25 protein-coding genes and 2 pseudogenes are annotated in these 26,614 nt (G+C 39.1%); 6 read left to right on the forward strand and 21 right to left on the reverse strand.

The window, feature by feature from the left end:
* Positions 1-161 precede the first annotated feature (161 nt).
* Positions 162-653, reverse strand: a complete 492-nt coding sequence (locus tag FSB73_RS23030) for a hypothetical protein (protein ID WP_146787852.1) — start codon at positions 651-653, stop codon at positions 162-164.
* A 237-nt stretch (positions 654-890) separates the two neighbouring features.
* Between FSB73_RS23030 and FSB73_RS23035 the strand changes: the two genes are divergently transcribed.
* From FSB73_RS23035 to FSB73_RS23050, 6 genes and pseudogenes are all read left to right on the forward strand, one after another.
* Entirely contained in the window at positions 891-1,313 is a 423-nt protein-coding gene (locus FSB73_RS23035) for a hypothetical protein (protein ID WP_146787855.1), read from the forward strand.
* Between the two features lie 107 nt (positions 1,314-1,420).
* Positions 1,421-3,166 (forward strand): annotated as a pseudogene (locus tag FSB73_RS23040) (glycoside hydrolase family 2 TIM barrel-domain containing protein); the annotation flags it as partial.
* Positions 3,133-3,261 (forward strand): annotated as a pseudogene (locus FSB73_RS27875) (hypothetical protein); the annotation flags it as partial. The pseudogenes FSB73_RS23040 and FSB73_RS27875, both read left to right, overlap by 34 nt.
* Before the next feature lie 24 nt (positions 3,262-3,285).
* Positions 3,286-4,500 carry a beta-galactosidase small subunit family protein gene (locus tag FSB73_RS26040; RefSeq protein WP_262712434.1) on the forward strand — a complete coding sequence of 405 codons (1,215 nt, stop codon included), beginning with the start codon at positions 3,286-3,288 and terminating at the stop codon, positions 4,498-4,500.
* Positions 4,501-4,912: 412 nt separating this feature from the next.
* Positions 4,913-5,944, forward strand: a complete 1,032-nt coding sequence (locus FSB73_RS23045; protein WP_146787858.1) for an AAA family ATPase — start codon at positions 4,913-4,915, stop codon at positions 5,942-5,944.
* Positions 5,893-6,342: a hypothetical protein gene (locus FSB73_RS23050; protein WP_146787861.1), complete on the forward strand. Its 450-nt coding sequence runs from the start codon at positions 5,893-5,895 to the stop codon at positions 6,340-6,342. Before FSB73_RS23045 ends, FSB73_RS23050 begins: the two co-directional genes overlap by 52 nt.
* Positions 6,343-6,709: 367 nt before the next feature.
* Here FSB73_RS23050 and FSB73_RS23055 read toward each other — a convergent pair whose 3' ends face one another.
* The 20 genes from FSB73_RS23055 to FSB73_RS23140 form a co-directional block, all read right to left on the reverse strand.
* Complete coding sequence (locus FSB73_RS23055; RefSeq protein ID WP_146787864.1) at positions 6,710-7,015, reverse strand: hypothetical protein; 306 nt, start codon at positions 7,013-7,015, stop codon at positions 6,710-6,712.
* 144 nt (positions 7,016-7,159) lie between these two features.
* Positions 7,160-7,963: an IPT/TIG domain-containing protein gene (locus tag FSB73_RS23060; protein WP_146787867.1), complete on the reverse strand. Its 804-nt coding sequence runs from the start codon at positions 7,961-7,963 to the stop codon at positions 7,160-7,162.
* 186 nt (positions 7,964-8,149) lie between these two features.
* Positions 8,150-9,355 carry an NAD(P)/FAD-dependent oxidoreductase gene (locus FSB73_RS23065; protein WP_146787870.1) on the reverse strand — a complete coding sequence of 402 codons (1,206 nt, stop codon included), beginning with the start codon at positions 9,353-9,355 and terminating at the stop codon, positions 8,150-8,152.
* A 1,313-nt stretch (positions 9,356-10,668) separates the two neighbouring features.
* The gene (locus FSB73_RS23070; protein WP_146787873.1) at positions 10,669-10,941 is read right to left on the reverse strand and encodes a hypothetical protein; all 273 of its coding nucleotides are present in this window, start codon (positions 10,939-10,941) and stop codon (positions 10,669-10,671) included.
* Positions 10,942-11,022: 81 nt separating this feature from the next.
* Entirely contained in the window at positions 11,023-12,693 is a 1,671-nt protein-coding gene (locus tag FSB73_RS23075; protein WP_225974311.1) for a RagB/SusD family nutrient uptake outer membrane protein, read from the reverse strand.
* A 52-nt stretch (positions 12,694-12,745) separates the two neighbouring features.
* Positions 12,746-15,925, reverse strand: a complete 3,180-nt coding sequence (locus FSB73_RS23080) for a SusC/RagA family TonB-linked outer membrane protein (protein WP_146787876.1) — start codon at positions 15,923-15,925, stop codon at positions 12,746-12,748.
* A gap of 23 nt (positions 15,926-15,948) precedes the next feature.
* Positions 15,949-17,484, reverse strand: coding sequence for a fasciclin domain-containing protein (locus FSB73_RS23085; RefSeq protein WP_146787879.1), 1,536 nt, complete (start codon positions 17,482-17,484; stop codon positions 15,949-15,951).
* Positions 17,485-17,527: 43 nt separating this feature from the next.
* Positions 17,528-19,234, reverse strand: a complete 1,707-nt coding sequence (locus FSB73_RS23090; RefSeq protein ID WP_146787882.1) for a fasciclin domain-containing protein — start codon at positions 19,232-19,234, stop codon at positions 17,528-17,530.
* An 11-nt stretch (positions 19,235-19,245) separates the two neighbouring features.
* Positions 19,246-19,872 (reverse strand): RagB/SusD family nutrient uptake outer membrane protein, encoded by a 627-nt coding sequence (locus tag FSB73_RS26045; RefSeq protein WP_225974312.1) that lies wholly within the window; start codon positions 19,870-19,872, stop codon positions 19,246-19,248.
* Entirely contained in the window at positions 19,827-20,270 is a 444-nt protein-coding gene (locus tag FSB73_RS26050; protein ID WP_225974313.1) for a RagB/SusD family nutrient uptake outer membrane protein, read from the reverse strand. The genes FSB73_RS26045 and FSB73_RS26050 overlap by 46 nt, the downstream gene beginning before the upstream one ends.
* On the reverse strand, positions 20,270-20,743 hold the full coding sequence (locus FSB73_RS26055; protein WP_225974314.1) for a RagB/SusD family nutrient uptake outer membrane protein: 474 nt from the start codon (positions 20,741-20,743) through the stop codon (positions 20,270-20,272). Before FSB73_RS26055 ends, FSB73_RS26050 begins: the two co-directional genes overlap by 1 nt.
* A gap of 18 nt (positions 20,744-20,761) precedes the next feature.
* Positions 20,762-20,953 (reverse strand): hypothetical protein, encoded by a 192-nt coding sequence (locus tag FSB73_RS23100; RefSeq protein ID WP_146787885.1) that lies wholly within the window; start codon positions 20,951-20,953, stop codon positions 20,762-20,764.
* A complete protein-coding gene (locus tag FSB73_RS23105; RefSeq protein ID WP_146787888.1) occupies positions 20,938-21,513 on the reverse strand; it encodes a hypothetical protein in 576 nt (191 codons plus the stop codon). The genes FSB73_RS23100 and FSB73_RS23105 overlap by 16 nt, the downstream gene beginning before the upstream one ends.
* Positions 21,465-22,916, reverse strand: coding sequence for a TonB-dependent receptor domain-containing protein (locus FSB73_RS23110; RefSeq protein WP_158639691.1), 1,452 nt, complete (start codon positions 22,914-22,916; stop codon positions 21,465-21,467). The genes FSB73_RS23105 and FSB73_RS23110 overlap by 49 nt, the downstream gene beginning before the upstream one ends.
* Positions 22,904-23,152, reverse strand: coding sequence for a hypothetical protein (locus FSB73_RS23115; RefSeq protein WP_146787894.1), 249 nt, complete (start codon positions 23,150-23,152; stop codon positions 22,904-22,906). Before FSB73_RS23115 ends, FSB73_RS23110 begins: the two co-directional genes overlap by 13 nt.
* Positions 23,122-23,670, reverse strand: a complete 549-nt coding sequence (locus tag FSB73_RS23120; RefSeq protein WP_146787897.1) for a TonB-dependent receptor plug domain-containing protein — start codon at positions 23,668-23,670, stop codon at positions 23,122-23,124. Before FSB73_RS23120 ends, FSB73_RS23115 begins: the two co-directional genes overlap by 31 nt.
* 121 nt (positions 23,671-23,791) lie before the next feature.
* Positions 23,792-23,959, reverse strand: coding sequence for a carboxypeptidase regulatory-like domain-containing protein (locus tag FSB73_RS23125; RefSeq protein ID WP_146787899.1), 168 nt, complete (start codon positions 23,957-23,959; stop codon positions 23,792-23,794).
* 149 nt (positions 23,960-24,108) lie between these two features.
* On the reverse strand, positions 24,109-24,744 hold the full coding sequence (locus FSB73_RS23130) for a fasciclin domain-containing protein (RefSeq protein ID WP_146787901.1): 636 nt from the start codon (positions 24,742-24,744) through the stop codon (positions 24,109-24,111).
* Entirely contained in the window at positions 24,642-25,571 is a 930-nt protein-coding gene (locus FSB73_RS23135; RefSeq protein ID WP_146787904.1) for a hypothetical protein, read from the reverse strand. Before FSB73_RS23135 ends, FSB73_RS23130 begins: the two co-directional genes overlap by 103 nt.
* 29 nt (positions 25,572-25,600) lie before the next feature.
* On the reverse strand, positions 25,601-26,266 hold the full coding sequence (locus FSB73_RS23140; RefSeq protein ID WP_158639692.1) for a fasciclin domain-containing protein: 666 nt from the start codon (positions 26,264-26,266) through the stop codon (positions 25,601-25,603).
* Positions 26,267-26,614: the final 348 nt, after the last annotated feature.

Consider the following 26,614-nt stretch of genomic DNA (forward strand, 5'->3'; position numbering starts at 1 on the left):
TAGCGGCTATTATTTACTGTTATTTACTGTTAATTGCTGCTAGTCGCTGCTTGTCACTGCTTAAACAAATAAGTCCCTAGCCATCTAGGTTGTGCGTGATGGATTAGTCATATTACGTTTCAAAGAGGAGTTGAAAAGCTGATATTGGTATCAAATTAATATCATATAAGGAGCCGTCTATGGCGAATAAAAAAGGGCATGGCGGCTGGCTGCGGCCACTTTTCGCTGCACTGTAGCTTGAGCAAATCATTTGGACTGGTAAGTCCTGTCATTAGTAGCAGAAATGTACTGGATAGAAATAAGGTAAAACCATGCCCTAAAAGGCGCTGGGCTCCCTGGCCAATGTGCGCGCCATCTGATAAAAGTGTTGAAGGGGCATGGAGCTGACAAAAATTGAAAGTGGAGGTTAGGGCGGTTTGCTGATGCTCAGACTGATTCGTTTTTTTGGTAGTGTTACTGGAGCTTAACAGAAAAATGCTTTCGTTGCTAAACCCTAAATAACGCTTCAGTTGCGATTTTATGACACAGGAAGAGAGCAGCAGACATATAAGGGCAATAAAACCCATAAGAATTTTAGCCAAAGACTTCTTTGTATTCAGTTCTTTAGCTTTTATGCGCTGTGGGGTAGGTTTCGCTATATGGGTACTTGCCATTTGACGCAATTATACGGGTTTTCTTTTGCTGGGACAAAAAAGCGCCCTGAAATTAACGTCTATCTAATAATTCCCTCTGCCGCCTTTTATTGACAAGGTTCTCTTTAATTTTAGGGCACTTTAGGATAAACGTTTGCATAAATCATATTTTTTCCGATATTTACCTTTTGTAGATTTTCAAATCAACACCAAAAAAATTTTATTCGTCCACTCAAATCATCAAACAAAAGCACAATTATGCAGAAAAACTACTTATCAGGATGGGGCTTATTCGGGTCTTTAAGGCTGGGTACGCTCATTATGATGCTTTGCCTTGCAGCGACTGGCTTTGGCCAGTCCTTTAAACCAGATCAGTTCTATCGCCTGGTCAGCCGGGATGGTCGTGTGGCCACCATAGGAGAAAATGCTGGCAATAATGACCCTATATTCTTAAGTAAGGAAAAAAAAGGTGATTTGCAGCAATTATGGTTGGTTCAAAAGACAGCTGGGGGCGCTACTGCTTTAGTAACCCTTTCTCCCATCTGGGTATTGACAATGGCAATCAGTCGCCTAGTCAAGGCAATCCGCTACTGCTCTGGTCACAAAGTAAAGGCAATGGCAATCAGCAGTGGCAAATTAAACCAGTTGGCTCATCAACTGCCGATGGAGCGCTTTTTCTAATTGAGGGCCATGGTGAAAACCGCCTGGTTTTTACTGCCGGACCTGCTGACAATAAATTATCCCAAAGACCTCTAAATGAGGGTGCTGCGGGCGCCGATCAACAGTGGATGATTGTGGCGGTCAAAGAAAAAATCGATCTCCCGCCTTCAGTTGGTAAAGAAAATTGGGAAAATGAAAAGATTATTGGGGTCAATAAGCTTCCAGCCCATAGTTTATATATACCATTTAGCTCTGTGGAGGCGCTAAAAAAGGATCCCACTTATACCCTTCCCTGGGAGCAAACAAAATCAGCACTTTGGAAATCACTGGATGGTAACTGGAAATTCAATTGGGTAAAACAGCCTTCAGAGCGGCCTGTAGACTTTTACAAAAAAAATTACGATGTCTCTGGCTGGAAAGAGATCCCTGTCCCGTCTAATTGGGAGATGGAAGGTTATGGTACCCCTATTTATACCAATATTACTTATCCGTTTAAAAATGATCCGCCTTTTATAAAACCAGTCAAAGGCTGGACCAGTGAAAAAGAGCCCAACCCAGTCGGATCTTATAAAAGGTCCTTTGATATTCCTGCCAACTGGGATGGTAAAAATATTTTTCTGCACTTTGACGGGGCTTATAGCGCCATGTATGTCTGGATCAATGGCAAGCAGGTGGGCTATAGCCAGGGGGCCAATAATGGTGCCGAGTTTGACATCACTAACTATGTAAAAAAGGGCAAAAATGATATCTCGGTGCAGGTTTACCGCTGGAGCGATGGCAGTTATATTGAGGATCAGGATATGTTTCGGCTCAGCGGTATTCACCGCCGGGTTTATCTATTTGCTACGCCTAAATTGCATATCAGGGACTATTTTATTAAAACGACTTTTCCCGGTGGTAATTATAGCAACGCTCAACTCACCATTAATACTTATTTAAAAAATAATGCAGCCAGGTTAAATAAGGTCGGGCAAATAATGGTAACTATTCTGGATCCAAACGGTAAGACGGTTCATACCTTTAATGCAAAGGTGGCTATTAATGGCAAAGAAAGCCAGGGTGTAGTGAATCTTCGTGCTCGTATTGAACATCCACTGCTCTGGTCTGCAGAAAGGCCTAATCTTTATACAGCCATATTTGCTTTAAAGGACGACAAAGGACAGAACACAGAAGTCCTTAGCAGCAAATTTGGCTTTAGAGACGTGGTCATTAAGGATAAAAGGGTCTTTATCAATGGGCAGCAAGTCTTTTTTAAAGGTGTTAACCGCCATGATCTGGACCCAAGGTACGGCAAAGCCGTACCGGTAGCACTTATGCAAAAAGATATTCTGATGATGAAACGTCATAATATCAATACCATCAGAACCAGTCATTATCCTAATGACCCGAGGATGTATACCATGTATGATTATTACGGCTTATATGTTATCGCGGAAGCTGATTTGGAGTGCCATGGCAATCAATCCATCAGTGATGATCCGGATTGGATTCCAGCCTATGTAGATCGAAATGTGCGCAATGTTCTGGAGCATAAGAATCATCCTTCTATCTTTATGTGGTCTATGGGCAATGAGAGCGGTGCGGGTCAGAATTTTAAAGCGGTTTATAAAGCTATTAAGGATATTGACACCAGTCGGCCGGTGCATTATGAAGGTTATAATGAAGTAGCGGATGTGGATTCCAGGATGTATCCTTCTTTAAAGGATATGCAAAGGGTCGATGAAGCAAATACGAATAAACCTTTTATTCTTTGTGAATATGATCACTCTATGGGCAATGCCATGGGTAATTTAAAGGAATACTGGGATTATATTGAACATTCCAAACGGATGATTGGTGGTTGTATCTGGGACTGGGTGGATCAGAGCCTGGTAAAACAAGGCGAACCGCTGAATCATTATTATCTGGGGGCGACTTTGGCGATAAACCAAATGATGGCACTTTTTGTAATGACGGTCTTACTACACCTGACAGAAGAGTGACTGCCAAATTAATGGAAGTAAAAAAGGTATACCAATATATTAAATTCAGTTACGACGGGGCCTTTACGATCACAAATAAATATGACTTTTTGAATTTAAATCAGTTTGATTTTAAATGGGTTTTATTAAAGGATGGCATAGCTGTAGATTCAGCCAGTATAGCAGTACCTTCTGTAGCACCAGACAGTAGCTTTAGCTTCCAGCCGGCACTACCTGAAATGGATGCCAATGGCCATGAATTCTTATTAAATATCAAAGCGACCTTAAAATCTCCTTCCAGGTGGGCGGACGCTGGTTATTTGGTTGCGGCCGAACAAATTCCTATTTCCAAAAAGCCGCGTTTTCATAAAATTTACGACAGGGCGGCATTTGCTGCGCCTGCCGCTATGACGCAGTCTAATGACAGTCTACTTATTACAGGCCCTGGCTTTGCCATCACCTTTAATAAGAAAAGTGGTCTGCTGACTTCTTTGCAATACAATCATCAGGAACAGATATATAATGCTGAAGGACCTGTATTTAATTGGTACCGCAGTATTGATAATGATGTACGCAGATTTAGTAAGACTAACATTAGTGTTAAGGATTTTTCCGTCAGCACGAACGCTACCGACAAAACAATACTGGTAAAAACCAAAATGGAAGCAGACATCACTAGAGAGAAGGCTGTTTTCCCTTATGAGGTGACCTATACCATCTATCCTAATGGGAAAATAAAGGTAGCCAGCACTTTTCATACTGGAAATGGCTATATGCCGCCTAGGTTTGGTCTTAGGATGAGTCTGGTGCCGCAGTCAGAGCAGGTCAATTGGTACGGCCGCGGCCCCTTTGAAAACTACCCGGACCGTAAATCAGGTGCATTTTTAGGTATTTACCACAAAACTGTGACAGAGATGGGACACGAACATTATGTTCATGCACAGAGTATGGGTGAAAGAGAAGATACCAGATGGGTATCTTTAACGAATGCACAAAACAAGGGGCTTAAAGTGGTTTCTCTGGATCATTTGAGCTTCAGTGCGCTGCATTTTACCGATAACAACGCATGGCAAGCATTCCATGATTTTGCCCTGGATAGTGTAAGTCAACCCCAGGTATATCTAACACTGGATTGTCTGCAACGCGGCCTGGGTAATGCCAGCTGTGGACCGCAGCCACTGGAGCAGTATGAAATGCCCAAAAATGCGACCTTACGCTATAGTTTCCTTATTGCGCCGGCTGAGTAGTAGTTGTTTATGTATAGTGGCAACTGCCTGAGCAGCGTAAATTGAATTTCTATCGTTACATTTAAAAATTAGGTCCAGTAAGTTTTTTCTTTTAGGAAATCTTACTGGACTTATTTTTTGGGGACGTTTCCCTATTTTATGGACACTTAGAAGCCATGAAAAACATTCATATAAACCCCTAATAATCAAGTATAAATTAATAAAAATTAATTTGAAGTTTACTTATTAAATTACAATCGTTTTAAATCATCAACTATAAGCTAGCAAATAAGGCGACAACTAACTGAATTACAAGACAAAGTTAATATACTCAGCCATAACTCAATATTGTTTATTCGTTTTGGCTGAAGTTAATCAATTACATCCGTCTCACGTATTAAAAACAAGAAAATATGTGTAGACTGTTAAAAGTATGAAAAAGATCATCGGTAGAATAAAGAAACAGGAACTACTTAAAGAAGCTTATGATTCCGGTGTTCCAGAACTTATTGCCATATTTGGAAGGCGACGAGTCGGAAAGACTTTTCTAATAAGGAACTATTTCAAAGACCATTTGCAGTTCCAACTAGTTGGCATAAAGGACGCAACGCTTCCTGTTCAATTAGAACAATTTAGTTCAACTTTAGGCAAAGCGTCAGGCAATCCAAAATTATATAGAATTCCAGAAGGGTGGCCAGAAGCATTTGACCAACTTTCAAATTTTCTTACACCTAAATTGATGAGGGAGAGATGTGTGGTGTTTTTGGATGAATTTCCATGGCTAAATACGCCTAAATCTGGATTTCTTCAGGCATTTGATCATTGGTGGAATAGCTGGGCGAATGACCAGGACAACTTAGTAGTCATCATCTGCGGCAGTGCAGCGTCTTGGATGATAGAGCACGTTGTTAATAATAAAGGGGGATTACATAACCGCATTACAAGAAAAATAAGATTACTTCCATTTACCTTGAAGGAGACTGAAGCGTTTCTACACAGTAAGCAAGTAAATTTGGCGCGTTATCAAATTGTTCAAATTTATATGGTCGTGGGAGGCATCCCGCACTATCTAAAGGATATCAAAAAGGGAGAAAGCGTTGCTCAAGCAATTAACCGAATTTGTTTTACAAAAGATGGATTGCTTAACGGAGAGTTTAAAAACCTATACAGTTCTCTGTTCAAAGATCCTACACGCCATCTATCCATCGTTCGCGTATTAGCTCAAAATAATTCTGGTCTTACTAGGAAAAATATAATTGAAAAAACGACATTATCTTCTGGAGGAACCGTAACATTAATATTTGATGAGTTAATCGAATCAGGGTTTGTAACTCCATGGAAACCTAATGATAAAATATTAAAGAAATCATATATAAACTTTCCGATGAATTCACCCATTTCTACTTCAAATTTATGGAAAAAAATGCTGGATCTGGGGAGGAAATATGGGAAAATCTTGGCTTAGATGAATCCTGGAAGATCTGGAGTGCCATAGCTTTTGAACGGATATGTTTAAAACATACGCCACAAATAAAAACAGCTTTGGGTATTCGCAGTATTTATACGGAGGAGGCCACTTGGCAATGCAGTCCAATCAAAGGTAAAGGAGCACAAATTGATTTACTATTTGATCGTAAGGATTTTGTCATTAACCTTTGTGAAATTAAATTCGCCAAAACGGAATATCTGATTACCAAACAATATGCGCAGCAACTTGAAAATAAAAAAAGTGTATTTAAAGAACAAACGAAAACAAAGAAGTCTTTATTTATAACCTTTATTACGACCTTTGGCCTAACAGCCAATCAATATTCAAATAGACTCGTCCAAAATTCGATCACAATGGATCAATTATTTGAATAGGCACCTGAACAGGTTTAAGTTCTATAATATTAATGGGCTTGTAATAGGTTGATTTGGCAGCAACAAATATTTAAAAAAGTAAACTAATTCATTGCTTACATCCTTTTAAGGGGAAAAAAGTAGTCTTTATCTTGGTATCGCTCCTGGCAAAATAACTTACATGGCGTTATAAGCTTTATCCAACCAAGCCATCCAAACTTTGATTTTTTTATTTATAATAGTGTCCAAATGCCTTACTGTTCAACTAGAAAAGCCTCCGCTGTACGGAGACTTTTCTAGTTGAACAGTAAAATTTTAATTAAGGCTGATTTAAATTAATAGAAAAAACGGGGGCTTTTATATCAGTAAGCTCCTTTTAGTTCTGGGATTATCTTACATAAATACCTGAAGTATGTCCAAAATCGGCAATTAGCTGCTTTTTACCATCCACCCAATATGCCGCCCTATAATAATCGGTCATTCCAGAAACATACACCTTCCCATCCACAACGCTTATCCCGGTAGCATTGGCATATTCAGTACCTTCATTCAAAAAGTGTGTCACGCCGTTTTTCCAATAAACTGGCCTGTATAGTCCATCCAGATTGGACCTTTCCATGCCTGTAATGTATACGTCGCCATTTTGAACAATAATGGAATTGGTCGAAGCAATGCAGGTATCCGAACTGGTCAAATCAAATTTTTCGCCGTTTTTCCAATACCTGGCCGTAGAATAATCTGCACCCGCTACATATACGTCATCGCCATCTACAAAAATACTGGTTGCCCCTGGATATTGGTTGGAACCTACCAGCGGTACTTCAACGCCGTTTTTCCATTAGAGAGCTTGCCCATTGCCTTTCAATCCGGCAACATACACATCACTCCCTGTCACAAATATGCCGTTACCAAAGCTACTACCTTGCCCAGTAGGCGTAAGGTTCACTTCCTGACCATTTTTCCAATAAGTGGCGGATAGGTCATAGGTGGGAGCATTGCCCACTATATATACATCACTACCTGAAACGAAAAGACCTTTTACATCCGTTTGCCTTCTGATGTCTGTGGTAAATTTATGAGGTACTTGATTTTGCCAGCACACAACCTGGTTGTTATCCCATCCTGCAACATATACATCACTGGGCGAAGCATAAATACCAGCAGTTTGTGAATTTTCGAAGTTGTTACAAATATAAATCTTACCATCTACAAAATAAGCGGCATAGCCATAGGTGTAATCGTCTCCACTGATATAAATATGATGATCTACTTGAAAGGTGGCATCAGAGACAACCGAATCAGTACCTCGTAATATTTGCAAATTTCCGCTGAGTGCGCCTTCCGGTATAATCACCTTAAAATGTGCAGAATCGTTTTCAAGAACTGTTTTTACCGAGACTCCGCCAAAAAAGACACTATCGCCGTTTAGAAAATAACTTCCCTTAATTGTGATGGTATCACCATAGTAACCATGATCTGGAGAAAATGATTTTATAACTGCTTTGGGTACTACAATCGGTGGCGGTTCATCGGGTGTATTTTCGTTCTTTTTGTGACAAGACGTTAGTTCAAAAGATAATAATGCCGCGACACCCAACATAAGGGCGACTAAGGTCTTGGTTGCGATATTGCGGTCTTGCATCAATGGATAATTATTATTTTAACGCTATTCCAGTAAATTATAAAAATAATTTCAAATATATCAAAAAAATTGCGCTTTTCTTTAAAATAACACCCCATAACCCACTTATAATTAATCCGTAGGAAGAAATCATTTTTAATGAAGCCAACTAAACAGCCCTGCACAACCCTACCCTAGTCTCTCTTTTTATCTTCTAAACTTAAAATACTCCGTTAATGGATGGATTTCTCCTTTCAGCATATTAGATACCATAGACATCCCTGTCACTGAAAAGGTAATGCCGTTTCCACCGAATCCCAAAACAAAATAAGCAGCCGGAAAATCTGGATGTGTGCCTATGTAAGGAAGTCCATCTTTGGTTTCTCCAAAAGTGCCTGCCCAGACAAAATCAGTCCTAAAGTCATGTTCTGGAAGGATATTTTCAAGATGTTTTTCCAATTTGAGCTGTTTTTTCAGCAGCAGTCTGTCTCGCTTGGTTGTATTGACAAATTTTTCGTCTTCGCCACCAATGAGTATTCTATTATCATCTGTGGTCCTCATATATATATAAGGTCTAGCCGTATTCCAGATCAAAATATCCTTCAGGTAAGTCTGGTCGCCTTCGTATCTTTCTCCTACAATGGCAAAAGTGGATAATAGGTTTACAAATCGATCCTTAATAATTTCTACACTTTCATAACCGTTACAATAAATTACCTTTTTTGCTTTTATGCTATTACCATATTCTGTCTGAGCCTGAATACTACCTTTGTGATATTTGACTTTTTCAATATTTGTTTTATCATAAATTAACAGCCCTCTTTTACGATTATATGCCAAAAGGTCGTGGGTGAAACAAAAGGCATCCATACTGCCGCCCTGGCGGGATAAAATGCCACCATAGGTATTGCTAAGGTGATATTTTTGGCGAATGTCCTTGGCTTCCAGCCAACTTACCGGAAATCCGTATTTTTTTCTTGCTTCAAACTCTCTTTTCAACCAGGAAACGTCTTTTTTTCTTGCTGCAAAATACAGGGAATCCTTCTTTTTATAACCACAGTCTGATTTTATATGATGGGCGATCTCGCCCAACTTATCAATCGCCTGGTAGCAGGCCCTGTAACTATCTACCGCTCCTTTTTCGCCAATCTGTTCTATTAGTTTATATAAAGGCGTATCGATTTCATATTGAAGCATGGAAGTAGTGGCTGAGGTACTGCCATTAGCAATTTCTCTTTTATCAACTAAAACGGTCTTATACCCGTCTTCCATACATTGATGGGCAATTAGGCTACCTGTAATGCCGCCTCCAATAATTAGAATATCTGTTTCTATCTCACGACTCAAGGATGGATAGGAGTTCAGGATACCGTTTTTCACCAACCAGAAGGGTTCGCTGGATTTCAGGTTCATATTGTTGTTTTAATGCATAACATTATTAAAAGAAGACGCTCATTGAATCATTCCATTGTATAAAGTAGACTCAAATTTGAGGCCAGTAATGGCTATAAATGTTGAAATTCCTTAATACATAAATCAGTAGTTTAGTAGTGGCCTGTTCCCCGCCTGGACGCCTTCAATTATAGCATTGAACTTAAATTGCGTAAGCCGTTTACAATACATCCAAGCTACAAGCTGTCGCCAAATAGCTACAAATCATCTTATTTGTTATGAATATTTTTACAAATCCTATTGAAATTTCAACTTAAGGTTCTTGTTTATTCATCATTAATTCGGAAAATATGAAAAGAAAATTTACTTCTTTTATTAAAAAAGGTTTGTACTTTTTGTGAGTGCTGTTTTACTTGGAACTTTCACTACAGCTAGTGGTAAGTTGGTTAAACGGTTGACAGCTGCCAGCAATACCGAGCAAGTTACCACAGAAGGATTATCTAAGGGTTTGTATTTTAAGGTGAATAATAAATCAATTGGTTAGATTATTTCTAAAAAGGTTATTGTACAGTAATTAAATAATAGAATCAACATGAAAGGAGACTGCCCCTATCCATTACAGGGTCTGGGGCAGTTTTATATTTAAAAAATCTGTGTGGGAATTTATGGCCCATTTTTGCTTCAAAACATTCATCCACTTTTTCGTGTGTTGTTTTTAAGTGTCCAAACAAAGAATTGGTCAACACTTTTCACAAAAGAATCAATTTTTAATTTTAAAAGCAGACACCTCTATTTTTCATACCTGTCGACATTAGGAAGATAAACTTTGCTGTGCGGTTTTTTTATCGCAAGCGCCAATATGAATGAAGGAAAAATCTATCCCACTTTTCTTATCCAACGACTTTACTGGGTTTTCATTAATAAAGATCAAGTTATTTTTTACGGAGATACAGACGCCATTAAGCATCAACTTGACCACTTTCAATTCAATTTTATTTGGATAATAATAGTGCATTGAAAATATGACCTCGTTATTTTGCAGAATGGTCAACATATTTTTTAAAAATAATATTCGAATATCGGGAGACGCATATTCTATTAAACTGTTCCTTACAATTAATAATCTGTTATTATATTTATCAAAAAGTAATAGCGTAATTAATAACTGCGCATCAAGAACATTTAGGCCCAAAACAGTGATTTCATCAATGGTAAGCAAAGGTTTTAGCCTCTCTTTTAAGGAATCACATGAACAAGATTGTAAAATTGCCCCATTCTTATGCTCACTGTTTCAAAAGCTTTAATTTGAAAAGGGAGATCATTCTCATTATCTTTTAAAGAAATATTTGAATTTTGAAGCATTTTTTGAGTGGACAAAATTTATGTGCACCTTTACTCCACTTTTCATAATGTTCTTGGCAAAGAAAAATAATATCTTCTGCAAAAGGGTGATCATTAATCGATCGCCTCTTGTTTTGCACTAAGTAACAAATCGGATGGCGACAAATCACACAGCCAATCCTGCTGGTTATTTTAGGTCCCTCTAAAAAAGTTTCTACAGTTATCTGTGATTTTTCAAAACACTTATTTTTACTCATTTCTTTCATTAACCGTTTATTTAATTTATCAAACGGATTAACAACCACTAAATAGTACAATAACTAAAATAGTACAGACATCATCAATGCTTACCATTTAAAGGGCAAATACCAATTTTGTTGATTCATTAATTTTGCTCTGACTGCAGTAGCATTGGGATTATTTTCTTTTATAAGTTTCTGATACACTTTGTCAGCCAGATAGGATGGATCTTTTCGTCTTAAGGCAATCCTTAACAAATCAGACCACCTTTTACCTTCAAAAGCCAATTCTAATGCTCTTTCGTTTGTTATGTGATCTTCGATAGAAATCGTGCTACCACTTTCAACGGGCACGCTATATAAATTAGCCCGCCCACGAACACCTGCATTCAAATACCAATCGCCGGCAATACTTGGATTGGAACTTTTCCTTGCATCAAACACATAAGGAATTCCCTGATCAATGATTGCGTTTCCTAAAGAAGGTTGTATCCCTTGATTTAAAATTGCGTCTGCAATTGCAGGGTGACCATCTCTGTTAGCCGCTTCCGCAAAATCCAGATGTAACTCCCCTGCCCTATATAAAAACCATTTTTGTGCATTTGGATTAAATTGATATTTCATAATCTCTGGCTGACCATTCACTATATTATAAGAAAATTTCACCCCACGAGCATCATAGGGAAAGTCATTTTTCTGGAGCTGGTTATTCCAGTTATCAATTGCCTGAACAGAAGGCTTCAGCAGATAACTCCCTTGGGTACTTGAAAATAGTTTCATAAATGGATTCTCTGGTTTAAAAAGTGTACTATAAGGTAAATACCAAATCCATTCTCTATCAAAGAGTTGATCTTCTTCCCTGGCAAAAATAGAACGCCACCCCTGACTGTTATTATCCACTAAACTACCTTCGTTTTCTTCCTGGTATCTGATATACCCTACCGCCAGATCATTATTATCTCCTTTAGAAGCACCTGTCATTCTATAGGTATAATAATCTCCGGTACCGCCAGTTTCCATAACAGATTTGAAAGCGATAGCCGCATTGTGGTAATCATCTCCTTTTCCTCTCCATAAGTAAAGTTTACCCAGCATGACTTCCTTATTGATAAAAAACCGCCCGGTCGAGTAACCATCTACGGTGGTAATTAGAGAACTTCCTTCTGGGTAGGGACTAAGAATCGCTAATTGCTGCTGGACACTGACCAAAGAATCTAAAAGCTGATCAAAACTTATAGGTGCATATTTACCTGAATTTACAACTGCGTCCAAGGTCTGAACATCCTGTATAGGAGTTGTAATATAAGGCACATGACCAAACTGAATTCCTAACTGAAGATAAACCCAATTGCGAATAGAGGCAACATCTGCATAACGTACGCCATACTCAGTATTATCCAAAATTTTGTTTTGAACCATGATATCAAAATGATATAACATGTCATTGCAGGCAAGTATCACCTTATAATAAGGTTTAGGATCTATATATGGATTACCTAGTTTTGCCTCATGGTTTTCAATCTGTTTTAAATAATCGTCTGCATTAGCTGTAACGGTCATCAAATCAGCTCTTAATTCATTCAATACGACATGTTGAGCAGCCAACTGCTGAAATTGCCCATATAATCCAATGATGGCTGCATCAGCGTCATAGAGATTTTTGTACATATTTTTCTGCTCAACAACGTCCTTGGTCTCTTCATCTATCATTTTCTTGCAAGAAGTTCCCAGTAGAACGATGAAAGAAAATGCCAGTAATAAATTATTTATTTTCATCATGTATTATTTATTGCGGTACACTGATTCGCTTTATGATTCACTTTTATTCACATTAAAGTCCCACTTTCACACCTAATTCAATGCTTTTATATTGGGGTTCTAAAAAAGTGTCTACTCCCTGCCCAAATACGCTTGAAGTGGCACTGAACTCAGGATCGTATCCTAAATATTTTGTTAGTGTCAATAAATTTGTTCCAGTTAAAAAGACATTCATCGATTTGAGTGCTTTATTTGCTTTCAGGGGTATGTTATAGGATAATGAAAGGTTTTTTAAACGTATATAAGATCCATCTTCAATCCATCTGTCAGAAAACCGGCTATTGCCCATAGGATCAGCCCATGTGGCCTTCGGAATAGCCGTGATCTGGCCGTCCGTACGCCATCTGTTTTTTATCGCCGCTGTTTGGTTATAAAAGTTGTTTTCTGATTCCAGTTGACGTCTGGCGTAATTATACAAGTCATTTCCTTTCATAAAAGTGACCAAAGCCGATAATGTCCAATTAGAGAAGGTGATGGCAGTGTTAGCCCCTCCATAAAAGTCAGGATTAGGATTACCTATGACTTGTCTATCCTGCTCATCTATGACCTTATCCCCGTTCAGGTCTACAAAACGAACATCGCCTCCGTGGAAAATAGACGTAGTTCCGTTGCTATTTAATTTACTTAGACCAGCGGCTGTAGCTTCTTGATCAGAGCTATAAACTCCGTTTGTTTTATAGCCAAAAAACAGATTTGGGGCGTTGTCAATACTGGTCAGAATAACGCCGTCTGCAAAATCTGTATAAATAGGCCCGGTGGGTAATTTTGTAATAATGGATGTATATTTGGCGATATTAAATCCTAGCTGCCAATTGAATCGTCGCTTATTCACGAGTACCGCATTTAGGGAAATTTCACCACCACTCGTTTTCATGCCCCCATTATTGGTAATAATATAGTCCTGTCCGGAAACCGTTGGTCCGGGTTCATAAATAACCATATGGCTGGTCTTATTATGATAAGCATCCAGCGTTAAACTAAGCCGGTTATTCAACAAATCGACATCTAAACCGATATTAGCTTTTGAGACACGCTCCCACATAAGCGATTCATTACCCAGGTTTCCTTTAACAAGCCCTGAAATACCCAATAGATTTTGTGCAGTATAATAACTACGCGCAGTATAATTACCAATATCATCGTTGCCCATCATACCATAAGATACCCTGAATTTTAACAGATCCAGCCAATTAGCGTTTGCCATGAATTTTTCTGAGGAGGCAAGCCATGAAAACCCGGCGGAAGGAAACACACCAAATGGTCGATCCGCGATCCTTAATGCCCCACTATTTACATTTCTGCCGAACTTTGAGGAAGCATCCATTGAGGCATTTACATTCAAAAAATACTTATCCTGCAAGCCATAAGCTGCATTTAAATAGGTCTCCATCCAGGTGGACGAGCCAATCGAACCTCCTATTTGCCTTAAAGTATTTAGTCCATATCCGACACTGGTCAATTGATCTGTCGCTGCATTGAAGCCTAATCCGTAATCCTGTTCAGATTTAAGTTTATTATATCGGAACCCAAAGGTCACATCCAGATCATTGATAAAGCCAAAATGCTGATTATAGTTGATCCTGGAATCATTATAGACATTAAACAATTTAATTACCTGAGCGCCTGACCGGTTGTTGGCCAGTAAGTCATTCATTAAGGTATCACTTACAATTCCTCTTTGGGGAACAAAAAAGGTTTCCCGGATTTTTTGACTCGTAATGGACACCGTTGTGGCCAGTGAAAGATTTTTACTTAATAAGTATTTAAATGAAATACCTCCGTTATACCTAAAACTATTATTCTGCCCTTTTTCGCTGTTGATAATGGCAATAGGATTGCTGATACCCAACGTGTCGTGGTCTGCATATTGTGGTGAAACGACTCCTGAGGCGGAGATCAGATGATCTGCAAAAAAAGGCGCTTTCACAAGACTGGTAAAAATGGGATTGGTCGTGGGTGCAATCCCAGTATTTCTAATATTTTGCTCATTTCTATAATAACTAACATTGGCAGAAGCAATAAGTCTTTTTGTCAGATTAAGATCCGCATTAAAGCGCATATTATACCGGGTCAGCCCGGTATTTTGTAAGGGAGATTTATTATTACCATAACCGATACTCAAAGCGTATTTGGCAATATTATCTCCTCCCGCTATCTTCAAATAAGCATTTTGCATATATGAATTTCTAAATATTTTGTTTTGCCAGTTATTGTTTTGATGTACATTATAATAATCCATTGAAGAGGTACTGTCGTTCATATAGGATAATGCTGAGATATCTGCATCTGTCATACCCTTGGATTGTAACATCTCAGACAGGTAGGAGCGAAAATCGCTTGCGTCCATCACTGGCAGGCTCTTGGGGCTAAAATTAACGCCCCCGGAGAGTAAAACATCAATAGAGGTCGCCTCTTCATGCGCCCTGGCAGTGGTGATAATAATCGCACCATTAGCGCCCTTTGAGCCATAAGTTGAGGTAGCGTCTTTTATAACGGTAATCTTATCAATGTCTTTTAAATCAATAAAGGATAGCGGGTTGTTATAATAGCCTTTATTCAAGCTGGCACCGTAGGTAGCATTATCATAATAAACCCCATCTACAATGATGATAGGTTGATTTGAAGCGTACAAGGAATTATAGCCGCGCAAATATAAATTAGCTCCCGCAGCGGGTGTACCTGAGCGCCTAATTACATTTAAACCGCTTACTTTTCCTTGCAAAAAGTTATCAACGGAGCCGGGATCGGCATTCCAGTTGCCCTTTGTTTCAATGGCGTCCATAGCGCCTGTTATTTTTGATCTACTGACTTGTCTGGAAGGTGTTACGATCTCATTATAGAAGCTGGCAGCACCGGACTTCTGCAATAATATCTCAATAGAGCTGCGTCCTTTTAAGGCTACCTGCTGATTGTTATAGTCCTCCGCCTTAACCATTAAAGTAATCTGCATATTGGGAACAGCAATACTGAAATGACCTAAAGAATCCGTAATAGCAGCACCATAATCCTTATAGGAAACGTACACTCCATAAAGCGGCCTTTTGCTGACAACGTCTAATATAACACCTGATACCTGTAGGGTGTCCTTTGGTTTTGTAATGGACGGATGGACGGATTTAACACTTTGAGCAAATCCATGCTGCAATGGCAACCCGATTAATCCTCCAATTAATATATAAAATAATTTTCTCATAATAATCATAGGAAGTATATAAATTAATTAAAAACTGGGACGAATTTCAAATAATCAAGTGTCAGATTATAAGGGCTGCTATTACTGGAGGGCGCCTGCAATCGGATAAATTTGGTTGCAGGATTCACCTCGTAGGTGCTACCATCTGGCATAACCCTGGGGTATGAAAGCAACCAGTTGTACCCATCATTTGTAAATTCTCCAATATAGGTTTCTGTATAGGTATTGGGCTCTACCACTCCTGTCTCATTAAACAACACTGTAGAGAGTGAGTCATTGGCCATCACCTTTACAATTTGATTGAGATTTCCAGTAGTTCCATAGGCATCGTCCCCCTGACCTGAACTGACATAATCATTAAGAGCCACCCAATACACCTTATAAGTAGCAGTATATAAATTATTGGTCGCATAATCTGCGTAAAAATTGGCACCGGATGAACCACGGTTTACATAAATATCCGTAAAAGTATCACGCGTGATAGGGTTAAATCGTTTACGGTAAAAAATATCTTCTAGTGCACTCTCGGTTTCAGAAGAAAAGCCGATCGGGTTTTCTCCCTGAATATACACAACAGGAATTTTCTCTGCTATGGGCATGGATAGGGAACTCATCACATACACTATACCATTACTTACTTTTTGGGTGGCAACAATCGAAGCGGGATTTATTGAAAAATGAACATTAGATTTGGTAACGAATTGTGTCGTAGCGGATAAGTTCTCATGTAACCCACTTACAACTAAATCTTTCACAACACTCCAATTTGCATTGCTTATAGAGGTATCTTCACTAAGCGCCTTAAAATAAGGTTTCATACTAGCTTGTTGGCTTTCAAAAGCAGCATCTGTCAGCACAAAATAGGTATATAAGGAATCCTCATCTGCAACATCATATACTTTCGTTTTAAATGTATTGATTTCTACAATGCCGGTCCCTGTTTTATAAACAGGGACACCGGTTGTTAAATCAATACTGTCAATTTCTGCCTGACTTAAATCCTGACCTCTATAGTTTAAAGAGGCGATATAGGCATTTTGCTTATATTCCCCTTTCGTGGCATTGAGATATTCCCAGATATTGGGCAGTGGCAATACGGGCTGGTCGATAATATGTAAAACCCCGTTTTTAGCCACCATATCACTTTTTGTCAAATTGGCCTCTTGGAATTTACCCTGGTCAAACTGAATTCTTTTTCCACTGAGCATCCTGATGCGTAAATCACTACTGGCATCTCTTGTATAATAGGCCTTACCGGCAATTAAATTCAAAAGAAACCTACGTAGACTTGCGGGGTTTTGCCCAATAGAATCGGGTAATTGCTTTAAAGCCTCATTGGATGGGGCAAACACCGTCAGATTCATGGAGGAATTCAGTAAGGTATCTAGATTTGCTTCTTCTATGTATGATGCAAATAAAGACAGGTCACTATTGCCTTTGATCTGGGCAAATAAGGTTTCATTTAAGCCTGGAGTGTTCAAGGCTATATGATCATCCCACTTTTTACAGGAGGCAACAATTAATATTGTGGCCATCATCATTATAATATATTTCTTCATTCAATTGTTATTAATAGTTTAAAGAACTGGAAGCAGCTGAATTTTAATATTCGACGGATCCATCAGGGTTGAACCTAGGGCTAGTCTGACTGGGCCAATCTACCGGAATAAACTGAACCATATCAAAATTGCAATCCGCATTGGCACCGGATACCAGCTCAAACCTGATCTTATGTTGACCTGTTTCTTTTACATCCACCACACCCAGCATACGCGCTGCAGTGGAACCGGATTTTTTATTTACACCTGCCCACCATTTCCAGCCAATAGCAGCCAGTTCTGATTCTTTAGCAAAATCCACTGAGGAGATTTTTTTGTCAAACTGAATTAAAGCACTTGTCAGAGGAACAGAATCAAACAATGCCTGCACTGAGATTGTAGTTGAATTTTGTCTATAATAACAGAACCAGACTTTATATTTTCCTTTAACCAGTAAGGGCGTGGTAAATTCAATCCAGCTATTGCCTGAACAGGTCCCCAGATTATCTGTATTACTGGAGGAACGTCCCATGCCGACCTGCCAATAATCCCCTAAATATCCATTGACACCTGCTCTATATTTTAAACAACTTTTTTCCCACTTAATACCAGCAAAAGTATTTCCGTCTCCATAATCGAATAAAAAGGTTTGTTTCCTGTAGATGGACGAAAGTCGTGTTAACTCAGGTTGTGTTGCGCATAAATCCCAATAAACGGGAAAAGGCTTCCTGACTTTAATCTTAATGCCGCCCTGGGCAGTATGTAATACACCATTGGTCGCCGATTGATCGCTGGAGGATAAATCTATTTTAACGCCTGGCTCATAGACAGTCCCTTCCAGGGTAGAATAAGAATCGTCATTGATTAAAACGGTATCACCCACCAGCTTATCGGTCAAAACTTCTAAAGGCGCTAAAGTGGACTGTGAATTGGTGTTGACGATATCTGCTAAATACTTGACATCGGGTATAATATGATAAGCCACATATAAATGCAGGCTGTCTAACACATTTTTAGGATTACCGGTATTACTGAAGCGTTGTTTAAGTGCACTATAGTTTGCTATGCCAGAATCTCGGTAGCTCTGATTTCTTTCGGCAATTACCGTAAGCCAGATCTGACTACCCCCTTGATCTTTCATGGCATTTAGGGTATCATAAAAACCGGTTTCTTTAACGGCCTGGGTAAAAATAGAATAGGTCGTATCTTTAGACAGTAACTCGGCAATAGTTGACACGGAGGGTTCCAGTACGTGATCCACGGCATGGATAATTCCGTTGCCAACCGTAATATTGGCCTGAGTCACCAAGGCTTGCCTATTGATAAAATAGGAAGAAACGCCATTGACATTTTTTATGCCTGTTATCAAATATTGACCATAATCGGTAATGGCCGGTAATTTACCATCAGTAAAAGTGCTGCTGGGCAGGCTTTCTTCCAGTAAATGGAATTTCAAAACCTCCTGCCACTGCTCTTTTGTAAGACCTTCTATGGAGGCTATATTATGTGCCATTAAATAACGATTTACCGCTGAATCCGTTGGCGCAAATAGTGTATAAGTACCATAGGTATTTAATTCAGTTGCGTAGGCTGCCCGATCAATAATCTTCACAAGCTGGGTAAACCTGTTTAAGGAATCGCTTCTTAAATAATCCATTATATTTGGGCTAGTTGAGGTAGTTCTTGTCAACCTGGTTTTGGTGCAACATACGATCACTGTACAAAGCAGTAATGCGCAGGTAACCACTGATAATAGTCTAACACTTTTCATGACAGATAGGTTTATTGGTAGAATGGGTTTTGAATAAGTAACTTATTGGTTTCTAGTTCATAGGTATAAATCGGAAAATAATGGCTGTTATGATCCAATATTTTCTCTTTTACCAGTCGAACCATATTTGCTGGGACAAGTGCCGCGACAAAATCTTGTAAATAACTGATATGTTCATAATTGTTCTTTTTGGCATAGCGTAATACATCATACCATCTTTTGCCTTCAAAGGCAAATTCTCTGGCTCTTTCGCTTAATATATATCTGGAGAGTTCATCTGAGTTATTCACATCAGGGCTTTCCTGGGTAGATGCCGGTGCACCTGCTCTTTTGCGGATGACATTTACTAGATCAAGTGCCTGTTGTCCTCTACCCGGTATTTGCGCCAGCGCTTCCGCCTTCATTAATAGTACGTCCGCATAACGGTAGAAAAACCAATGGGTATAAGAATCACTGTTTCCGATCATACTGGTGGCATTGCTGCCTACGTATTTCCAGATTACATTATCCTCCGCCCGAACCGAGGCGCCGGCACTTCGGATATCCTGAGCATTGGTAGAATCACTGATTTCTGTAGTATAAATCTCATCCATTACCTTGTTGGAAGCAATAAACTCCTTGGATGATGCCCCAAACATATTATAAAAATCGTTGAGTTTTTGCTGGTCAAACTGAATTTCAAAAATGCTTTCTGTAGAATTTCCGTTTCTAAATAGGGTGGTAAACCAGGCAGTGCTGCTGGCAATAAGGCCAAATTTTTTGCGTTAATAATCTTGTCACAGGCAGTCACCGCATCAGGATAGTTTTCCATCCAGAGGTATACGTCTGCCTCAATGGCGTCTACTGTATAGCGGGTGATTCGCCCTTTATCGGAAGCCTGATTCCCATAAGTGGTCAGGGTCAGCGGCTCTGCATCTTTAAGATCTTTTACGATCTGTTGTAACACATCTGCTTGCGAACTTTTCGCCATTTGGACAATCTGGTCATCATTTGAAGTGGGGTCTAATTTAAGCGGCACCTCTCCAAAACTGCGCACTAAATAAAATACATTAATGCCCTAAGTGTCTTCATTTCGCCTATATATCCATTTAACATGTCCTTTGTGAAGGTCTGGTCATTTTCCAATACGCTAGGCGCGTATGCAATAACCGTATTACATAGATTGATAATTTTATACACCGGACTCCAATCCACAATCGGGTTTGCAGTCTGGGTAGTCATATTCATGACTTCAATATCATTACTGCTGGCACCAAGAGAAGCGGCCAGCATATCACCACGCAATTCTCCCCACTTAAATAAAGTAATATCCAGGTTCTTTGCACCATTAGAGGGATCACCCATTAATGAGGCATAGACGCCGATAACGGCTGCATGAACTTGTTCTTTTGTTTTCCAATAATTGTTTCTTATAATACCATCTTCTGGTTGCTGATCTAGCATCTTTGAGCAGCTGCCTAAAATCATCAGTAGCAAGGTTGATATTAAATATATATTTCTACATCTCATAATTCTAAATTTTGAATTTTAAAAGGAAGCGGTTAATCCCAGCGTAAACATTTTAACAGGCGGTGTCATGGAATTGTCTGTGGCCACTCTAAAAGGATCCGATCCTCTTACACTCACCTCTGGATCTTGTCCCTTATATTTGGTTAAAGTCAAAATATTTTCCACGGTCAGATAAGCACTCAACGCCTTTGCCTTTATCCTTTGTAGCAATGGTTTTGAAAGACATAACGCAGCGTAGCTGTTCTAAATCTCAAAAAAGAGCCGTTTTCTACATATCTGGAAGAGCCCAGCCAGTTATAGCCTGCCTTATATAATGCCCTGGGAATATTGGTCACGTCCCCTTCATTTCTCCATCGGCGCATGACTGCCGTACTCTGATTATCATAGTCATACATATTTGTTGTATTCATTTCTGTTCCATTAACCACCTGGTAACCTGTTCTGAAATTAAAAAAGGTTGACAGGCGCCAAGCATCTGCGAAAGAAACATTAATTCCAAAGCCACCTGTTAGTTGAGGATTGCTGTTGCCCAGGTAGACGATATCGCGGTAATCAATGGTACCATCATGATTTACATCTTCATACATAGCATCTCCTGGTTGAAAAGTATAGCCGATGGAAGGATAACTAAAGGTCATATATACCGGATCGCCGTTAGGACGGGTAATTAACTGACCTTTTTCATCTTTGGCTAAAGTGGCTTCTTTATCTTTATACACGCCTAAGAAATTGTAACCGTAGAATGAGCCAAAGGGGTTATTAATCTGCATGTAAGTTTTAAAGGTGCCATTTGTGGTAACATTGCCCTTTTCAACAGGGTAGAACTCAGAAATTTTGCGTATAATATTTGATTTTTAGCTACATTAAAAGTAAAATCGACTTTCCATTTACCGCTTTTATAAGGCTGCGTCTGTAGGGTAATCTCGAAGCCCTGGTTATCCATAGTCCCTACATTCATATTAACTGAATTGAACCCATTGATAGATGGAATTTCAAGGCCGTTAAACAACAAATCTTTCGTTCTGTTTCTATAGATTTCTGCATCAATAAAAAACCGGTTTCTAAACATAGCGAGACTGACGCCAAAATTGGTACCGACAACTGTTTCCCATCTTAAATTGTTTAGTTGCATGCTGGATGGAACGATACCGGACTCCCCCATAAAGCTCCAATCCATATTATCATAAATACTATAATAGGAATAGTCTGAAGTAGGCGCATTCCCGCTTTGACCATAACTGGCCCGGAAGCTTAAATCATCTATGAATTTTAAATCAGATAAGAACTGCTCTCCTGATGCTCTCCATCTTCCGGAAACGGAAGGGAATAACCCATAACGATTATCAGGAGCCAGTCTGGAAGTACCGTCACCTCTAAGACCAACATTAATTATATAACGGTCTAAATAACTATACTGGCCATTTAATAATAGGCTTCCACTTGTCCTTTGCTTTGTACTGGAACTTAGCGCTGATTGAGCGCCATTCACTCTTGAGGGAATCGAGGGATCCTGCAAATCTGAAGATGCTGTATTGGAGGTTCTGGCCTGATAAGAAATATTCTTTGACTGATAGGTCATCATGTTAATCAGTCCCATAAAGTTGTGTTTGGTATTTTTAAATGCAGGGGTCCAGACCAGCGAAGATTTAGTTTGTACAGAAAAGGCGTCATTATCTCCGTCATAGGCCTTATTCACCTCAGCATTGGTCCAACCTAGACCGGTGGCAATTTGTGGCAGAAAGCTTTTATTTTTCGTGCTATTGATATCAAACTGCACGTCAACGGTCGCCATCAGTCTGGAAGGAACGATTTGATAGCGAATATTAAATTTTGGGGTGATCCTTTCTGCCACCACTTTATTAACCGCCGCCTTTGCCAAGGCTACAGGATTATAAGTGGAACTATATTGACCTTGTATGTTGGATTCTGGCGAAAAATATATAGGTGTAAGACTGCCATAATCATCCAACTGGTATATACTCATATTAGGCATTTTTAAATAAGCTACATTGCGCACCCCGTCCGAGTAGTTTTTATTGGTCTCTGAATGGGTAAAAGAGAGGTCCGTTCTTATATGAATTCTGTCAGAAATACTATAATCCAAGTTTACTCTGTTACTGATCCTGGTAAGATCTGTACCCAGGGTAATCCCCTTTTGGGTTAAATATTCCATTGAAGCATAATACATGGCCTTCTCTCCCCACCTGACATGGAAATATTATGATCCTGCGTATTCCCTGAACGGGATATGGCGTCTATCCAGTTGGTGTTATTGCTGTAATTGTAATAATAATATGGATCATTGGGATCATATTTAAATTCATTGACAGTCTGCGTATTAAGCGGAATGCCATTGGTATTCATATACTCCTCTGGGATCAGACTAGAGTATTGGGATCCCGTAAGCATGGGTATTGGTTTGGCTCTGGGCGAGCGTGTACCCTTAAAAGTATAGTTAATGGATGGCTTTCCTCTTTTTCCTCTTTTGGTCGTAATAAGCAATACCCCACTCGCTCCCCTTGAGCCCAGATGGCGGTAGCAGCAGCATCTTTTAATACAGTAATTTCCTTTATATCTGATGGCGCAATATTAATCAAGGCTGCATAACCTTGTTCGTCAGCGGTACCAAAATCAAAATCAGCCGGTACATCTGTATCATAGGGCATACCATCCACTACTATCAATGGATTATCTGACGCATTAATGGAGGACGTTCCTCTGATTCTAATTTGAAGGCCAGCTCCCGGATCCCCGGAATTGGCAGCAATATCTACCCCAGCCAGACGTCCTTGTAATGCCTGATCAATAGAAGTGGCCTGCATCTCTTCCATTTCTTTGGCATTGATTGTGGAGATGGCTGTTGTCAAATCTCTTTGCCTTACTGGCAACATGCCGTTATCAATCAGGTTATCAGAAGAAATCACCACATCTTCCAAATCAGTACTGGACTGCGTGAGTTTTATATTAAATATTCTTCGGGTATTAATCGCTAGACTTGATTCGCTCTTGTACCCGATGATGGAAATGTCAACCGATCTTTTACATTTTTCACGGATAAGGCAAAATCACCCTGTAGATCAGTAGCAGTTCCCTGTACGACACGTTGATCATTGTCCATTTCGTAACAGAAACACCACTAAGTGGCGCTCCATTTGCATCCGTCACTTTTCCTGTAACAATTATTTTGTCTTGCGCTTTGGCTGTTTGATAACACACAAAAGGCACCCAATAAAAGACAATAGCAATAATTTTCTAAATATCATTCTCATAATAAATATTAATGGCGTTATTTTAGTTGTATTTAAGGTAATTATCGATCAGATGAATCACACAGCGGCTGGCTAAATGGTTACTCTGGGCAACAATCACATGCGCTGTCCGGTTAAATCGTCCGTTAGCGTCATAGCATCTTTATCATTTTGCACCTTGATTTGATAGGTGGTTCCTAAATCATCTTTGAGATCCGTATCATACTTGGCAGGATCGGTATTGCCATCCACAACAGCTGTATGACTGGCCAGAATATGGTATTGCAAGAACTTTCTTACCAGTTCCATATCATTTACATTCGTGGAATTAAATTTGGGTTCCCCGGTAAGCTTATCGCCTGGTAAATATCCATCCATTACGGCGCTTCTGATGGCCTCATTTGTCGGCACAAAAAGGGTACTAAATCCGGTGTTACCGATAATGCTGTTGGTGCTGACATTAAAAACGGAGCTTGCGTTTTTAAGTAGTTGCCAGAAATAATAAAATGAAGAGGATTCGTCTGGGGCTAAATTTGATAGCTGATAACCTACACCGTTATCTGAATAGGACAATACCTGGTCAACATAATAGACTTTCCCATTTGTGGCCGTCTTTGAACTATCCACGTGAGCCGCAATGCCTGCATCCTCTAAACCAGAGGTCCAAATCTCATTATTATTAAATTTAATATACTCACCTTCGTTGTCAGCATCTCCGGATTTGACAATACCTGATCCGGATAAATCATCCATCTCATTTTTATAATTGCCAAAGAAAACACAGGTACGAATAATCCTTTCCAGGCGGTCGGGCACCCCATTGGTGCTGCCGTTGTATTTAAATTCTTCGCTGGAGGCATTATAAGTAAGCCTGCCTGGGCAAATACGGCGTCAGGAATTAACAAGATATTGACCGGAATATTGGATTTCCCAATTAACAGACTCAGCCCTGAAGATTCAAATAGCCTTGTCATAAAAGTATATTTTGGATTCAGGTAGGCTTCACTAAAGACGGTACTAAAAATATCTGCTTGTTCCACTTTGTTCGTTCCATAAAAAAAGCCATTGCTTAATACTTTGCGGTCAACGACATCACTAATCGGATCAAAGCGTGCTGGTTCGGAAAAAGAGTTGACGGTCATAGAAAACTTAGATGGCCATACGACTGTTGGAAACATATGTGCATTTAAAAAATCCGTAATTATCTCCAGAGGCACACTATCCAGTGAAGGGTAATACCTGAGTAGGGTATGCTGTACATAATTGTCTACAGCGCTGTTGGTGGGTGCAAACATCGTCCAGCAATCCTTCTGCCCGTCGTTATCCCCTTCTTTCAGGAAATTCTCGTTATTAGGCGAATAGGACAATAATGCGGAATAGGCCTTTACATAAACCTTGTCGGAAGATTTACTTAGGATCTGATAGCGCTGGGTGGCCTCCTCGTTATAGATATATTGTACTGTATTATTGGTGTTCAGACGGTTTAAAATCTTCCAGAAGCTAGAATAATTTGGATTAGTCTTTAAATATTCATCGATACTGGGAAGTGGATCAATGACCTGATCGATTTCATGAATCATCCCATTTTCAGCGTCAATATCTGGTGTTACTACACACTTGCGCCCAGTACATTAAAACCCGTATAATTAGACTTTGGGTAAAAATAATTATAATCAGCGGCTGTCAGCGTTGCATTTGAAAAATAATTATCTTTAAAATAGGTGATATATTTATTGTTATAATCCGACGGTACATAATTGCCCGTAAGTGAGGTGGAGATATTATTGCGATTATCAGCAATAGCTACTATTGGACCTTGCGTTGATTCATCATGGTAAAAGCCTGTATAATAAGCGGTCCTTCTTCTAAACGCTTCATTTTCGGTCCAGCCTGTATTATTTTCTGAGGCCTGATAATCGTCCAGGCGACTTGACGAAAATTTATTATAGATCAACATATACTGCACCATAGCTCTGGCGGTTGAAGAATCAATGGCAGCGACACCTGAAAATTTACCCGACTTAAAATAAGCGTCAAAAGCGGCGTCATTTGGCGCAAAAAATGTCCAATACCCTGCACCTGTATTCAGGGTTTGTTTATATCCGCTTTTATCAATCAGTTGTAGTAGTGTGGTAAAATTGCCCTGTTCTAATACTTGATAAATAGGGGGCGCTAAATCATCCGGTCTTCCATAAAATGCATCCCACTCTTTTTTCTTGCAGCCAAAAGATAGTACCATCATAAGTAGGACAACAAAAGCATTTGGTTTAAGCATAGCACATTTATGGTTTAGTTTATTTTTAAAAATCAATGTGTTCATTTTTAGCGTACTGGTATAGATTCTACTCAAATCAATTCAAATATTAATTAACAGTTCAGCCTTTTACAAACGTTTATTTGTAAACAAAACTATAAATTGCAATCGATTGAACTGTCCTGTACTATCCTGCTAACTATCTCTTTATAATTTAATTATGAAAATATAGTATAAATATTTATTTATTAAATATATGTAATAATGGTTTTATACAACAATAGATATTTTTCCTTTTTTGAATAATTGCTAAAATTTTATATAAAATATCTTCTAATTTTGATTTTTTTTAAGACTTTATTTCTTTTT

This window comes from Arachidicoccus ginsenosidivorans, assembly GCF_007971385.1.
Lineage (GTDB): Bacteria > Bacteroidota > Bacteroidia > Chitinophagales > Chitinophagaceae > Arachidicoccus > Arachidicoccus ginsenosidivorans.

Excerpts from the sequence above, each read along its gene's own strand:
- FSB73_RS23030 (WP_146787852.1), bottom strand. The coding sequence starts at position 653 with ATGGCAAGTACCCATATAGCGAAACCTACCCCACAGCGCATAAAAGCT.
- FSB73_RS23035 (WP_146787855.1), top strand. The coding sequence starts at position 891 with ATGCAGAAAAACTACTTATCAGGATGGGGCTTATTCGGGTCTTTAAGG.
- FSB73_RS26040 (WP_262712434.1), top strand. The coding sequence starts at position 3,286 with ATGGAAGTAAAAAAGGTATACCAATATATTAAATTCAGTTACGACGGG.
- FSB73_RS23045 (WP_146787858.1), top strand. The coding sequence starts at position 4,913 with ATGAAAAAGATCATCGGTAGAATAAAGAAACAGGAACTACTTAAAGAA.
- FSB73_RS23050 (WP_146787861.1), top strand. The coding sequence starts at position 5,893 with ATGGAAAAAAATGCTGGATCTGGGGAGGAAATATGGGAAAATCTTGGC.
- FSB73_RS23060 (WP_146787867.1), bottom strand. The coding sequence starts at position 7,963 with ATGCAAGACCGCAATATCGCAACCAAGACCTTAGTCGCCCTTATGTTG.
- FSB73_RS23065 (WP_146787870.1), bottom strand. The coding sequence starts at position 9,355 with ATGAACCTGAAATCCAGCGAACCCTTCTGGTTGGTGAAAAACGGTATC.
- FSB73_RS23070 (WP_146787873.1), bottom strand. The coding sequence starts at position 10,941 with ATGAAAGAAATGAGTAAAAATAAGTGTTTTGAAAAATCACAGATAACT.
- FSB73_RS23075 (WP_225974311.1), bottom strand. The coding sequence starts at position 12,693 with ATGATGAAAATAAATAATTTATTACTGGCATTTTCTTTCATCGTTCTA.
- FSB73_RS23080 (WP_146787876.1), bottom strand. The coding sequence starts at position 15,925 with ATGAGAAAATTATTTTATATATTAATTGGAGGATTAATCGGGTTGCCA.
- FSB73_RS23085 (WP_146787879.1), bottom strand. The coding sequence starts at position 17,484 with ATGAAGAAATATATTATAATGATGATGGCCACAATATTAATTGTTGCC.
- FSB73_RS23090 (WP_146787882.1), bottom strand. The coding sequence starts at position 19,234 with ATGAAAAGTGTTAGACTATTATCAGTGGTTACCTGCGCATTACTGCTT.
- FSB73_RS26045 (WP_225974312.1), bottom strand. The coding sequence starts at position 19,872 with ATGTTTGGGGCATCATCCAAGGAGTTTATTGCTTCCAACAAGGTAATG.
- FSB73_RS26055 (WP_225974314.1), bottom strand. The coding sequence starts at position 20,743 with ATGAGATGTAGAAATATATATTTAATATCAACCTTGCTACTGATGATT.
- FSB73_RS23105 (WP_146787888.1), bottom strand. The coding sequence starts at position 21,513 with ATGCAGATTAATAACCCCTTTGGCTCATTCTACGGTTACAATTTCTTA.
- FSB73_RS23110 (WP_158639691.1), bottom strand. The coding sequence starts at position 22,916 with ATGGAATATTTAACCCAAAAGGGGATTACCCTGGGTACAGATCTTACC.
- FSB73_RS23115 (WP_146787894.1), bottom strand. The coding sequence starts at position 23,152 with ATGCTTACGGGATCCCAATACTCTAGTCTGATCCCAGAGGAGTATATG.
- FSB73_RS23130 (WP_146787901.1), bottom strand. The coding sequence starts at position 24,744 with ATGGATGATTTATCCGGATCAGGTATTGTCAAATCCGGAGATGCTGAC.
- FSB73_RS23135 (WP_146787904.1), bottom strand. The coding sequence starts at position 25,571 with ATGATTCATGAAATCGATCAGGTCATTGATCCACTTCCCAGTATCGAT.
- FSB73_RS23140 (WP_158639692.1), bottom strand. The coding sequence starts at position 26,266 with ATGCTTAAACCAAATGCTTTTGTTGTCCTACTTATGATGGTACTATCT.